Source organism: Limibacter armeniacum, from assembly GCF_036880985.1.
GTDB lineage: Bacteria > Bacteroidota > Bacteroidia > Cytophagales > Flammeovirgaceae > Limibacter > Limibacter armeniacum.
The window spans coordinates 288096-301720 of the sequence record NZ_JBAJNO010000003.1 but is presented as its reverse complement, the minus strand read 5'-3'; the positions used below and the strand labels follow the sequence as shown (position 1 = coordinate 301720).

10 protein-coding genes are annotated in these 13625 nt (G+C 39.8%); 2 read left to right on the top strand and 8 right to left on the bottom strand.

Features of this window, described 5'->3' with window-relative positions:
* Positions 1-37 precede the first annotated feature (37 nt).
* The 8 genes from V6R21_RS03550 to V6R21_RS03515 all read right to left on the bottom strand — a co-directional run bounded on the left by V6R21_RS03550 (position 38) and on the right by V6R21_RS03515 (position 11006).
* Positions 38-883, bottom strand: coding sequence for an agmatine deiminase family protein (locus V6R21_RS03550; protein WP_334240962.1), 846 nt, complete (start codon positions 881-883; stop codon positions 38-40).
* Between the two features lie 379 nt (positions 884-1262).
* A complete protein-coding gene (uxuA, locus tag V6R21_RS03545) occupies positions 1263-2465 on the bottom strand; it encodes a mannonate dehydratase (RefSeq protein ID WP_334240960.1) in 1203 nt (400 codons plus the stop codon).
* Between the two features lie 24 nt (positions 2466-2489).
* Positions 2490-3302: an SDR family oxidoreductase gene (locus tag V6R21_RS03540; protein ID WP_334240958.1), complete on the bottom strand. Its 813-nt coding sequence runs from the start codon at positions 3300-3302 to the stop codon at positions 2490-2492.
* Positions 3303-3316: 14 nt separating this feature from the next.
* Positions 3317-5746, bottom strand: coding sequence for a glycoside hydrolase family 2 protein (locus V6R21_RS03535; RefSeq protein WP_334240956.1), 2430 nt, complete (start codon positions 5744-5746; stop codon positions 3317-3319).
* 97 nt (positions 5747-5843) lie between these two features.
* Positions 5844-7196, bottom strand: a complete 1353-nt coding sequence (locus tag V6R21_RS03530; protein WP_334240954.1) for an MFS transporter — start codon at positions 7194-7196, stop codon at positions 5844-5846.
* A 150-nt stretch (positions 7197-7346) separates the two neighbouring features.
* Positions 7347-8135, bottom strand: coding sequence for a gluconate 5-dehydrogenase (locus V6R21_RS03525; RefSeq protein ID WP_334241025.1), 789 nt, complete (start codon positions 8133-8135; stop codon positions 7347-7349).
* Positions 8136-8169: 34 nt separating this feature from the next.
* Positions 8170-9006 carry a 5-dehydro-4-deoxy-D-glucuronate isomerase gene (gene kduI / locus V6R21_RS03520; RefSeq protein ID WP_334240952.1) on the bottom strand — a complete coding sequence of 279 codons (837 nt, stop codon included), beginning with the start codon at positions 9004-9006 and terminating at the stop codon, positions 8170-8172.
* 650 nt (positions 9007-9656) lie between these two features.
* Positions 9657-11006, bottom strand: coding sequence for a cell envelope integrity protein TolA (locus V6R21_RS03515; protein WP_334240950.1), 1350 nt, complete (start codon positions 11004-11006; stop codon positions 9657-9659).
* A gap of 322 nt (positions 11007-11328) precedes the next feature.
* Here V6R21_RS03515 and V6R21_RS03510 point away from each other — a divergent pair, with 322 nt between their 5' ends.
* Complete coding sequence (locus tag V6R21_RS03510) at positions 11329-11874, top strand: RNA 2'-phosphotransferase (protein WP_334240948.1); 546 nt, start codon at positions 11329-11331, stop codon at positions 11872-11874.
* Between the two features lie 1362 nt (positions 11875-13236).
* A complete protein-coding gene (locus V6R21_RS03505) occupies positions 13237-13623 on the top strand; it encodes a hypothetical protein (protein WP_334240947.1) in 387 nt (128 codons plus the stop codon).
* The last annotated feature ends 2 nt before the right edge of the window (positions 13624-13625 follow it).

The window sequence follows — 13625 nt, the reverse complement described above, 5'->3', positions numbered from 1 at the left end:
AGTAAACTTGAATTAATTCAAGTTTACTGACCTTTTTTTATATGCTGATATTCCATGAAATACAATTCATCAATCCTCCTTGATTGGCAACTGGGTTGATGTTGATTGGTTCAATAATTTTATTAGGATAGATGTCAGTAATCAAGTCTATAGCCTGTTGGTCTTTATTGTGTTTAGTCTCGAATACAGGAAAGATAATGACATTTTTTACTTCAAGATAATTTGTATAACAACCAATGGCTGTGTCAGGATATTTTTTGTCTTTATATTCAAAAGTAGGCATATTGATATACTCAATATGATATTGTTTCAACACCTTTTCCATGCCTTCTCTCCAATATTTGTACTCAAAACTTAAGTCATTCCCTGTAATTGTCTGGCTGTCAAGAAAACGGACAAGTCCGTCAGCATGTCCAGTAAACTCAGCTTTAATTCTAGGAATAATAATTACTTCAGCTTCTAATATTGTTTCAAGTCCATCTATAAGTTGATGAGCACTTTTGTATTGTGGGTTATCCAGATATACCTTATCTGTTACGATTACTTTATCTTTCCATTTTATAATATTCCCACCATCCAAGACAATATTCGAATATATAGGCTTGATCTTATTGGCATTGCATACCACTTGTGGTTCAGATCTCAATTCGGGATTATTTTTGAGGTAATCAAGTATATACTGGAATTGAACGAACCTATTATCTGAAATTTGAACAGGCATATAGTCTCGGGTCCAAATGTCTTTAGTCTTGTGAAGAAATTGATAGGCAATTCCATGCTTTTTTAGAATTCTCAAAATCTGTGAGCAAGTTTCTCCATAGTAAGGATTTGTTTTTAGCATTTGAGAAAAATAGACAAGATTGGTTTCATGGTCGATGATCATATTTTGGTGGGTTATCTGATTAGGTTAAGTTCTAAAACTTTGTTTAGTAAAAATGGATCATTTATAAAAATATTTGGTTGATTTTTTCATTCAAAAATGTAATTTAACAATATGAGAAACGGAATAATGTATTTTACATTTATATATCTTCAAGTATTTATATATGTCATATCCTATTATTATAGTTTAACACAAAAGGAAATTATCCTTTCAATGTTGTTAAATAAAAACAGTATAATACATGTCAACTTTTTTAAGAATTTTCTTTTAAAAATTCATTATTTTGTTTTCTGTATTGTTAAATATGTATTTTAAAAAAAATTCTACACAAAAGGATAAAAAAAAAGCTGCACAGAATTGCAGCTTTCCGTTTAAAACATTATAGAAGTGCTAACTCTCTTTTTAATATAGCCTCCAAAGCCATTTCCAATCCTGTCAGCTCTGCTAAACCTTTCATTCTACCAATACACGAATATCCCGGATTCATCTTCCTATTTAAGTCATCTAACATTTGGTGACCATGATCTGGGCGCATAGGCATTTCTGAAAAATTTAAACCTTCCGATTTACGCCTATATTGCTCTTCCAACAATAGCATCATTATTTCAGTCATTGGTACATTTCCTTCCAAATGGTTTGCCTCATAAAAACTACCATCCGATTCTCTTTGAGTACTTCGCAGATGTGTAAAATGTATACGCTCAGCAAACTCCTTTACCATGCTTACCAAATCATTATCTTCTCTCACCCCGAAGGAACCTGTACAGAATGTCAGTCCATTACTTGACGACGGCACCACATCAAATAACCATCTCAAGTCTTGAGCTGTACTAATAATTCTAGGCAACCCAAAAATTTGAAACGGCGGGTCATCAGGATGAATTACCATTTTAAGACCACACGATTCTGCTGTCGGCAATATTCTTTCGAGAAAATACTGAAGGTTTTCACGCATTTGTTGAATACCTATTTTATGATAGTCATCCAACCTTTGTTGAAATGCCGCTAACGTATATCCTTCTTCAGCACCTGGAAGTCCTGCTATAATTGCATTTATCAAAGTTTCTGTTTCCGAAGCCGACATCTTTTCAAACCGAAGTACTGCCTTTGCTACTTGCTCTGCTTTGTAATCCTTTTCTGCATTCGGACGTTTCAGGATCAACACATCGAAGACGATCAAATCCGTCATATCAAAACGAAGTGCCTTGACACCATTCGGTAATTCAAAAGCTAAATTGGTTCGGGTCCAATCCAATACCGGCATAAAATTATAACACACTGTCCGTATACCAGATTGGGCAAGGTTTTTTAAGGATTGACAATAATGCTGGATGTATTTATCCCTTTCAGGATTACCCAATTTGATATCCTCATGTACTGGTATACTTTCCACCACTGACCATTTGAGTCCTGCTTGCTCAATTTCTACCTTCCGCTTTTCAATTTCCGATGTAGTCCATATTTCTCCATTTGCAATATGGTGCAAAGCAGTCACTATTCCTGTAGCACCAACCTGACGGATATCTGCCAAAGAAACCGAGTCAGCGGGACCATACCAACGCCATGTTTTTTCAAGAGCCATAACTTTTCCTTTAAGTGAAAGAACCTAAACACCACTGAATGCACTGAATCCTCCATCAACTGGCACTACAATACCCGTTACAAATTTGGATGCTTCCGAACAGAGCCAATGTACTGTACCACAGAGTTCTTCTGCTTCACCGAACCTTTTCATGGGTGTATTTGCAATGATGGTTTTTCCTCTGTCAGTCAGTGTTCCATCCTCGTTGGTCAAAAGTCTGCGGTTTTGCTCACCGATAAAGAAACCTGGCGCCACGGCATTGACCCTTATACCTTCTCCAAATTTTGTAGCCATTTCTACCGCCATCCATTTGGTAAAGTTGTCAATACTTGCCTTTGCTGCCGAATAACCCACTACCCTTGTGATAGCCTGCTGTGCCGCCATCGATGAAAAGTTAATGATTACACCTTTTCCAGAATCTGCCATTTCTTTCCCAAAAACCATGGATGGCAATACTGTTCCTGTCAGGTTCAGGTCCGTCACTGCCCTGAAATCATCCAACTTAAGATCAAAGATCGTCTGGTCTAATCCGATTGTAGCGCCTGGCATATTTCCTCCTGCCGCATTGATCAGTACATCTATTTTTTCCCATTTTGCCTTCACCTGATCACGGGCATTTTTCAGAGATGATTCGTCCAAAACATCACAAGCAATTCCCAAGACATGTTCTCCAAAACTGCTCATTTCAGCAAGAGCGTTATCTACTGTTGATTGCCTTCTGCTTAAGATCACCACACGTGCTCCAGCCTGAAGCAAGCTCTTGGCAATCCCCCCTCCTAATGCGCCACCTCCACCAGTGATGACGATTACTTTTCCTGTTATATCAAATAGGTTCATATTTTTCAAATACTTTATTTTACGATTTCACTTGTTGTCTTAAAGGTTAAAAAAGTCCCTTTGAAATCCTGGTTTCTTACTTCTATTACAGCCGTTTTTCCTGCTTCAGGAATTAGCTCAATCCATGCCCTGCCATTTGCCATTTCAATAACCTGAGACTTCCCTGCCACTCCAAAATCCTTGACCAGTTTCCCACCACCATTCAATGAAAAATACACCTTCTTCTCATAATCAAGGCAACGTCTTCCCTCTTTGTCTACAGCCGTAGCCACCATACGGATGTGCCCATTTTCCATGGGCATTTTTTCCAACTTGATCCTTTCTACACCACCAAACTTGGAGGTAAAGTACTGAAGCTGATGCTTATCTGATGCTACTTGATCTCCTTTACTAAAACCTTTCGCTTCCAGTTTATTTTTACCTTCAGAAAAAGTCACTTCCCATGATAGTCCCTGAGCAGGAAATTGAGTATTGTCTCTCTTCTTTCTTCCCATTGACTTTCCATTCAGCAATAGCTCCACTTCTGATGCATTGCTGTAGACACAAACCATTTTCTTTTCACCCTTCTCCCCTATCCTTTCCGTCCATGTTTTTGACTCTATATAGCAAAACGGATCATCTGTATTCCAATAGCTTTTGAATACATAATAAACATCTTTTGGATTGCCTTCACGGTCTACAATCCCCTTCTGATTGACATAAGGAATCGCATTTTCCGGACGTAAAGGTGTACCAAAATCCTTGAATGCCCATTGGATATTTCCTGTAAAATCAGGCTGGTTTTCACTGACGTGTAAATGCCAATCAAACAAGTCAACTGCATAGTTTTCACTCCAGTCTCCCACCTTGGCAATATTGGTAACAATTGCCTGATTCTCATGTTCATTCCAACCATCCGTCTTGATTAAACCCTCTCCTGTAATGGGAGATTCATCATGTCTACCTGTATGACTGGCTGCGCCATATTCTGCATGAACAAATCGGGCATACTTCTGCTGAGATTCAGTGATTGCCTTGGCATATGTCTTGTAAACCCCTGAATACCAACCAGCCCAAATGGAAGGTGAATATACATCGACAATCTCACTGCCGTGCGGATATTTACGAATGGCGGTCAATCGATTAGGATCCAGTGCCTTTGCCCGACCATGCAGCTGCTTTAGAAATACATTGATTTTCTCAGGGTCATTTCCGTTTTCATAATCTGGCAACCAATACACTTCATTACCCAAAGACCAAATCACAATGGATGGATGATTATAGTTCTGGTCAATCATTTCTTCGAGCATTGTCATGGTCTGTTTTTGCCAAGCTTCATCTCCTATACCACCTCGACACCAAGGTACTTCATCCCAAACCAGCAAACCCAATTCATCACAAGCCCTATAAATTTCCGGATCCTGCGGATAATGTGCCAGCCGAACAAAATTGGCTCCCATTTCTTTGATCTGCTCCATATCCTTACGGTGTTGTGCATCACTCATGGCCATGCCTACTCCTGCATGTTCTTCATGACGGTGAGTTCCTCTTAGCAACAACCTTTTTCCATTTAAATAAAAAGCGCCATGTTCCTTAAACTCAAACCACCTGTATCCAATTTTTTCACTGATCACATCCAGTATTTCCCCTTGACGCTTTACCTTAACCTGAAGCGTATACAGGTATGGATCATTGACCTCCCAAAGGTGAGGCTGTTTCAGTTTTGGAAGTGCTAAACCAACATGTCCCTCATTGCTGATTTTCAATCTCTTACCTAGTGAAGCTACAGCATTCCCATCCTTGTCAGACAAGCTCACTTCCAATGTTACAGCTCCTGAGTAAGCTGTTGGATTATACAATTCAATATTCAGGCTAGTATTCGCAGCTTTTTCAGACACATTGGAAGTTGTCACCTTGCATCCTTTAATCGAAATGGGATTGACTTTTTTCAACCACACATCCCTTACAATTCCCCCATACAAAAAGAAGTCTGCCTTTTGGGAGGGTACAATGGATCGGTCATAACTATTATCAGCTTTTACCAATACAGTATTCCGTTTTCCTTTTTCAAGCAAGTCCGTAATATCGATTTCGAAACCAAGATAGCCTCCAATATGTCCTCCAGCTTTTGCCCCATTGACATAGACTTCAGCTGTCATATTAACGCCCTCAAAATAAAGGATCCAACGTCCTTGATTCAGATCTTTAGGCACATCAAAACCCTTACGGTACCATCCTGTATCCCTCCTATATCCGGGAGTAGCATCCATTACATCAAAAGCGTTCCAAGTATGCGGCAACGTGACTTCATGCCATCCTTCTTTACCTTGAACCTGATTGACTTGTTGAAGATTATTCTCCAGATATTCCCACCCACTATTCCATAACACCTCTCTATCTTTACCCAATACTGTACTCCATATTCCTATCAGCAGTATTCCCAGCAGGTATAATTTTCGGTTCATAATAATTCAGCATTTATTATAAAAATACCGGTCAACAGCATGCCAGACAAATGGTTGACAGCTCCTGACCGGCTATGGTATGAATTATTGATTTTGGTTACAGTTTCTTCAGTGTTTCCAGCTTCGGTATAAATAATTGTATTACACCTAACGCTATTAGGTAACCAAATGCAGCCACCACAAATGGGATGGTATAAGCATCTTGCGGAAGGTTGCCAGCTGCATCACGTGCTGATTCCAGAACGTGTCCAACTCCCCAGTCTGCTAGGAAACCACCAACAGCTCCTGCCATACCCGCAATACCAACGATAGATGCCGTTGCCTTTTTAGGGAAAACATCAGAAGCTACCGTAAAGATATTCGCCGACCATGCCTGATGTGCTGCCGCTGCCAATGCTATCAAGGCTACCGCAGTCCACTGACTTTCAACATGTGGTGCCATTGCTACTGGCAACACACACAAGCCACAAATCAGCATGGTGATTTTTCGTCCTGCATTTACACTGTATCCTTTTTGGATAAGGGAAGATGACAACCAGCCGCCTGCAATACTACCCAAGTCAGCCACACCAAAGATGATAATCATCGGCAGTGCCAAACCTTTCAGTTCCAACCCAAAACGGTCTGCCAAGAACTTACCTCCCCAGAAAAGGAAGAACCACCAAACAGGGTCTGTCATAAACTTTCCAAATGCCACTGCCCAAGTTTCTTTCAGTGGCAGTAGGTCTTTCCAAGCCAGCTTGCTTTCTTCCGCTTCCTTCTCGGCAGTCATATCCTGATCACTTTGGATATACGCCAATTCTTCTTTCGATAAAGAAGGATGCTCTTCCGGCTTGCGGTAAACCTTGTTCCAAAGTACAATCCAAAGCAAAGAGAAAGCGCCCGTAATCAGAAAGGCAAACTGCCAACCGTCTCCATTTTCAGCTACGATAAAAGGAATTACCAATGGTGCCATTACAGCACCTACATTGGCACCTGCATTGAAAAGCCCTGTTGCCCAAGCTCTTTCACGCTTAGGAAACCACTCCGCTACTGTCTTGATACATGCAGGAAAGTTACCAGACTCTCCCAAACCTAGTCCGACACGCGCCAATGTAAAGCCCAACATACTGAAGGCTGGTCTCACTGCTGCGTGCAGCATACCCGAAACACTCCATATGGCAATGGCTACCGTATAACCGATTTTGGTTCCCAAACGGTCAATAATGGCCCCCATACTTACCATGCCTATAGCGTAAGCAATCTTGAAGCCCATGTTAATATATGCATAGTCCATATCGGACCAGAAAAAGACCTTATCAATCAGGGTTGGACCTAACACCCCCATGATACTGCGGTCCATGTAGTTAATGGTTGTCGCCATGAAAAGAAGGGCAAGGATTCGGTAGCGATATTTGCCCACACCCTTTTTCTCCTCTATTTCTATCTGATGATCAGTTAGTTTTTCCATTGGTTAAGTTGGGTTGTTGTGTTGTTTACTGTGTGTTATTGTATAGCAATGTTGAAGTCACAGAAACCAGACAAAAGATATATGAAGACTATGCTCCATATAATCCTTTGCCATGCAAAATCTAATTGGTTTCAGTACTTATGGTATTGGTTATTCTTCTCCGTAAGGCTTGCCGATCGTTGCCAAGATGCCTCCATCCACATACACTACTTGTCCATTTACAAAGTTGGAAGCCCTCGAAGCCAAGAATACGGCAGTCCCTGCCAAATCTCCAGGATCTCCCCATCTGCCGGCAGGTGTCCTATTGATAATGAAGTCGTTAAATGGATGACCGTTGACCCTGATCGGCTCTGTCTGTGAAGTCGCAAAATAACCAGGGCCGATCGCATTTACCTGAATATTGTACTTTGCCCATTCTGTTGCCAGGTTACGTGTCAGCATTTTCAAGCCACCTTTTGCAGAAGCATAGGCACTCACGCTGTTTCTACCTAGCTCACTCATCATTGAGCACATATTGATGATCTTCCCTTCTCCTCTTTTCACCATCTGCTGACCAACATACTTGCTCATGATAAACGGTCCCACCAAGTCAACATCAATGACCTTTCGGAATGCATCCACTTTCATTTCCAATGCAGGAACCCTATTGATAATGCCTGCATTGTTGACCAATATATCAATTGGTCCAACTTCTTCCTCAATTTTAAGCACAAATACACTTACCTCTTCCTCATTGGTTACATCAAAAAGGTAACCTTTCGCATCAATTCCCTTCTCCTTGTATTCAGCAACAGCATTATCCAATACATCCTGATTGATATCATTGATAATCAGTTGGGCACCTGCTTCGGCCAATGCCGTAGATATCGCCATACCCAACCCATGGGTTCCGCCTGTGACAAGTGCACGCTTGCCCTCCAGCTTAAAAGCATCCAGTATCATAGTAGCAATTTTAATTTTTTGTAGTCTTCAATTATTTCAGATCAGTAATGGCAAACTTGTCCATGTCATTGTAATCAAGGTTTTCGCCTGCCATTCCCCAGATAAAAGTATAACTGGAAGTTCCGGAACCGGCGTGCATAGACCAAGGTGGAGAAATAACAGCCTGCTTGTTTTGCATCCAGATATGACGTGTCTCATCTGGTCTGCCCATAAAATGGCAAACAGCCTGATCTTCTGGCACATCAAAATAGAAGTACACTTCCATTCTGCGGTCATGTACGTGTCCTGGCATCGTGTTCCAAACACTACCTGCCTTTAACTCCGTCATCCCCATCTGCAATTGGCAAGTCTGTATGACGCCATCTACCAAAAGCTTGTTGATCACACGGTGATTGGACGATTCCAATGACCCCAACTCTACGATCTCAGCATTTTCCTTTGTCACTTTTTTGGTTGGAAACGTCTGATGAGCTGGTGCCGAATTCAAGTAAAAGTTAGCAGGATTGTCAGGGTCAACACTTTTGAAGGTGACGCTTTTGGTTTCTTTACCTACATACAGCGCTTCCTTATAGTTGAGAAAATAAGTCTGCCCATCAGCTGTCACAACACCTTCGCCCCCAACATTGATAATCCCAAGCTCCCTGCGTTCCAGAAAGTACGCACAACGCAATTCTTCTACTGGTTCCAGCTCCAATGTATTTTGCACAGGCATTGCACCACCTGCTATATAGCGATCCTCATGAGTGTGAGTTAGACATATCTGATCTGCTGTAAATAAGTTCTCAATCAGAAAATGGTTTCTTAGCTTTTCTGTACCATATAATGCTGCATCTTCTGGATGTACAGCATACCTGCTTTCGTATTTCATATTATTGGTTTTTAAAGCTTTCACGCAATGCAATCGATTGCTTTTTATATGATAAAAAAATACCGGCTTATCACCGATATCCTATTTTTCTTTTGGTCAATGTAAAAAGATATAATGAAATAATGCAAGTCATTAGCTGTATTTTTGACAATTAAATGCAATCGATTGCTCATTTTATCAGTTTTACTGTCAAATAGTTCAGCAAGTCTTGAATTAAAATGGAAAATTTCTCTGCAAACTCTTACTTGAAGTATGGTATACTAAACGATGAGATTTGTGTGACGATGGACTAAAATCCATCACTGATATCCAGTCCTATAATGACAAAATTATGGTAATGTATAAAAGGGACAGCTCCGCTCCATCGGAGCGAAATCTTTGTAGAGCGTCTTTTCTTGTGAGACAAGCTCCGTAGGAGCGATACCCTAAAGAAGTCAGGAAATGTTTGGAAACTGTGCTTACTGTAAGAGAGATAATACCGTTAGGCCCAAGCAATGATAAGATATAAACCAACCCCAAATGGATTCAATAACCATTACCCCAAATAAAAATCTAGAGTTTGACATAAAAAAAACAGGCCACAATCCGTAGCCTGCCTTTGTTTGTAGTTTAGTTATTAAAGTTCAATTCCAATACATATACTGGTCTGCTTATTTGTCCTTCTTCTCATTCAGCAACTGCTTTGCCATAGCCGCCCCAATCAGTGTTTCTAATGGAGAACCACCAGACTTCTTGTCCTCACCACTAATAATCATGGTTTCAGGATACTTGATTTTAGACAGCTCAGCAGCCACACCAACAGCCTTTCTGTAATCCCACTCAGCCTTTTCCTGAGGAGTCAGACCTGCTGTTACGAGCTTGGCATTTTCATAAGCCTGTGCATCAGCCGCTACTTTACGTTGCTGCGACTTCAGTCTCTCAGTTTCCAGAGCAATTGCAGCCAGTTCCTTGTTGGTACGCTCCTGCTTCAGTTTGGTCTCAATGGAAATCAGCTGTTTTACCTGCTCTTTTTCCTGAGCCACCCTTTCAGCAGCTTTGTCACGTTCACCCTCTGCAATAATCCTTGTTTGGGCAGCCTTTGCCGTTTCCACTTTCTGCTGCTCAATCTGTCTTTTAGCAGATTCGTCACGTTGCGCTTCCAGTCTAGTCTTGAAAATTGGCTCCAGTTCTACATCATCCACAATCACCTGCGAAACAATGATCTTGTTTTCTGTGATCTCATGAGGAATACGCTTTGGGAGACCATTTTCTTCCACCATTACAACCGTATAACGGGTACGAACTTCCTTGATCGACCTCTCCTCTTCCTGAATATCCGTGAACAGGGTATCCTTGTGCTCAATTTTCTCTACCGCATAGGCACCATTCTTAAGTTGCTCGTCCAATGTTTGACGGAAGCTTTGTGCCTCACCAGAGATATAGTTCTGGGCACTGAACATATAACCTGTATTATACGTCTGCTCCCTCACTGTAGGAATCAGCGTGTTCTGTACCAGGTTATCCATGCTTCTGAACTTCATCGCCAGGTTCTTGAATGACTCCTCATCCGATGGCATCTGGAAACGGCTTGATAACTTGACATTGGCTGTTACCTGATCAATAAACCTGATTGGAATTGGTTTCATAATTCCCTCAATATCATCTACAGGGTCACCATCATCAACCACCTTTACATCAATGTATTTCTGCCAAGCTGTGATGCTGGCAAAACCTCTCCACTTAATACCTTGTGACATTACCGCATCCACATTACCTGTTGGGTAAACCATAAAGTATTGATACCCAGGTTCTGCCCAAAAAAACATGGAAGGTAACATCACCAAAGCCAAACCTGCTGTAGCCAATGCAGCGGCAGTTTTACGGTTAAGCATCAAAAGGAACGGTGATGATTTTTTCTTTACCAGCCTGTTATCCACCATCACATCCTCTTCACTGAGATAAGGTTTGGCGAGAAACGCAATGATGCCAAGCAATAAAAGAATCACTCCAATAATGGTCATAGTCAATCAGTAGTTAGATGTAAAAATTAAGTTTCAGTTTTTAATTGTTATAATAACTTAAAATTGAATTATTTTACGCATAAAAATATTGCAAGGTTACAATTATACAATTTGTAAGTTGTCACCTCATTTGACAAAAGCACATACAACACTATTTATCAATCACTTAAATGAGTATTGAGATTTTTTAAAATCTAAAATATTCCTATCTGTATCAGTCGCATCTTTTGGACTATTCTCTCTTGCAAAAAAGAAACTGTTACAGTTGACATGATAATTTTAAGATCTTTCTGATACTCAATCAGAGAGTAAATTTTATAGAATGGAAAAAGAAAAAGAGCTAAAGAAAATCAGCAAGTTCCTGAGCCTAGTACTCAGGCATAAACCAGAGGTTATTGGTGTAGAACTTGACAACAATGGATGGACTTCTGTTGAGTTATTGATTCAAAAAATGAATGCAAGTGGTCACCCGATAGATCTTGAAATACTGAATGAAGTTGTACAAACCAACAACAAAAAACGGTTTGCCTTTAATGAAAGCCAGGCACTTATAAGAGCCAACCAAGGTCATTCCGTTCAGGTAGAGCTTGGCTATACACCACAGCAACCACCAGAAAAACTATACCATGGTACTGCCCAAACAAATGTGGATAGCATTATAAAATCAGGGATTGAGCGAAGAGACAGGCACCATGTACACCTGAGTCCTGATACTGAAACGGCGACCAATGTTGGACAAAGACACGGCAAACCTGTCGTATTAACTGTGCTTTCAGGACAAATGTATCAGGAAAGGTTTGCGTTTTATTTGTCAGAAAATGGTGTTTGGCTAACTGACCATGTACCTGCTCAATACCTGCAAAAATAATGGTGGAGTACATAACACACATTTAAGCAGAAGAACAATTAAAAACAGAAGTATGATACACTTCTATCTTTTGCGAACAGTTTTTCTATGAACAAATTAATAGGTGCTGCTTCTTTATATTCTTTTGCAAAAACACTGTTACCAAATGAATCAAAAAGTATTAGCTCCGGATGGCAATCCGGAGTTTACAGCATTTTCAGCCCCCGTTTGGTAAAACATAATTACAGCCCCTTTTCTCTACCTTTTGTACGATCACACCACAGATTTATCTTTTAAAAGAAAATAAGCCCCTGTGTTTCTAGCAGTGCATCGCACCAAAAAGTACTTACAAAAGAGTATTTTATAAGCACAAGCAGTTATGCAATCAACCTAATGGCTGAAGCATATGCTATACTGCGAAATTACAAAGTCAAGACAACCATATTGAACTCCTTACATTGCTGCCCATTACTATTTTGTATGCTAGGTTAATCTGGATTCGCTGACAAAACAAAATACCGATCAACAAGTATAAGTCCTCCTTCCTTCCCACTTAACATCTCAATAACGCTCACCCAAACCACTGTTGCATTTCTAGAAATCGGTTGGGAGAGAGCCGTTTATTCTTTTAGCAAAATAAATTTGACACCAAAATTTAGTTCTGTCATTCCTACAGCTCCTCTTGAACGCGAGTGATGGATAAACATTCAAAGCATTTATAAGCTGAAAAGGATTTCAAATACATCATGTAAATAACCTGCTATCACAACTCCTATTATTTACTTTGACTATATCCGATGAGGTTTAGACTACCATAAACAAAAGTAAGTACACCTCCCCATTTACATTTCCCTAATAACAATCCACGCTGCACCCTATAGGCTAATACTTCTTGCCTTTGGATAAACTCACACCGCAAAAGTAAAATCATTTCAAAACATCAATAGACAACCAACTAATTACAAAGCAAAACTTTCTTGTGCGGAAGCATTATGAAAAAACTAACCGTAGACTATACGTTTAATCTACGGTTAGTATTCGAACGCTTTGTATCTTGTCAAGTGTGAAAACATATTATACGAGACTAAACACTAAGGTAGAACAGCTGTAACAACACTTATCTTATTATATTAAGACAAACTAATAAAAGCTTTTACACCGTGTCATATATTTGGCTAAACACGAATGGAGTATCACTCAAGTCAAACGAGTGAGGTATACACCTATATGCCAACAAAAAATTTGAACAAAATTACGAATACACTAGATTGAAGAAATTTTTGACACAGTGCGTATATCAACCATGGTGCTTTTACCCCCTGATTTTACGGAATATATACCACTATGCATTATATACAATTGTTGTAAACCATTAAGAAGAATATGAAAAACCTAATCGCATTAGTTTTGATTTGCTTTTCAACTGTCACATTTGGACAGACGATTGAATGCAAGAAATTTAAAAACGGAAAATTCAAAATTGTTGATGCAGAAATTGGCAATTCAATCATAACACGAAAAGGGTCAAAGCAAATTGAACATGGAGAAGGATCGCAGCTGAAACTTGAATTTAAAGTGAAATGGATTGACGACTGTACATATACACTTGAATTGAAAAAAGTCCTTGAAAATCCGAAGAATATTGAATTACCAGAAGGAATGATCTTGACGATTGAGATAATTGAGACGAAAGAAAACTCATATATACAGAAAACAACTTCAAATCTGTACGATAAGGTTTTGGAAAGTGAACTTATTAAGATAGAATAAAA

What these genes read in the sequence shown, in the direction of transcription:
- V6R21_RS03515 (WP_334240950.1), bottom strand. Translation starts at nt 11,006, where the DNA reads ATGACCATTATTGGAGTGATTCTTTTATTGCTTGGCATCATTGCGTTT.
- kduI (WP_334240952.1), bottom strand. Translation starts at nt 9,006, where the DNA reads ATGAAATACGAAAGCAGGTATGCTGTACATCCAGAAGATGCAGCATTA.
- V6R21_RS03510 (WP_334240948.1), top strand. Translation starts at nt 11,329, where the DNA reads ATGGAAAAAGAAAAAGAGCTAAAGAAAATCAGCAAGTTCCTGAGCCTA.
- uxuA (WP_334240960.1), bottom strand. Translation starts at nt 2,465, where the DNA reads ATGGCTCTTGAAAAAACATGGCGTTGGTATGGTCCCGCTGACTCGGTT.
- V6R21_RS03550 (WP_334240962.1), bottom strand. Translation starts at nt 883, where the DNA reads ATGATCATCGACCATGAAACCAATCTTGTCTATTTTTCTCAAATGCTA.
- V6R21_RS03540 (WP_334240958.1), bottom strand. Translation starts at nt 3,302, where the DNA reads ATGAACCTATTTGATATAACAGGAAAAGTAATCGTCATCACTGGTGGA.
- V6R21_RS03530 (WP_334240954.1), bottom strand. Translation starts at nt 7,196, where the DNA reads ATGGAAAAACTAACTGATCATCAGATAGAAATAGAGGAGAAAAAGGGT.
- V6R21_RS03505 (WP_334240947.1), top strand. Translation starts at nt 13,237, where the DNA reads ATGAAAAACCTAATCGCATTAGTTTTGATTTGCTTTTCAACTGTCACA.
- V6R21_RS03535 (WP_334240956.1), bottom strand. Translation starts at nt 5,746, where the DNA reads ATGAACCGAAAATTATACCTGCTGGGAATACTGCTGATAGGAATATGG.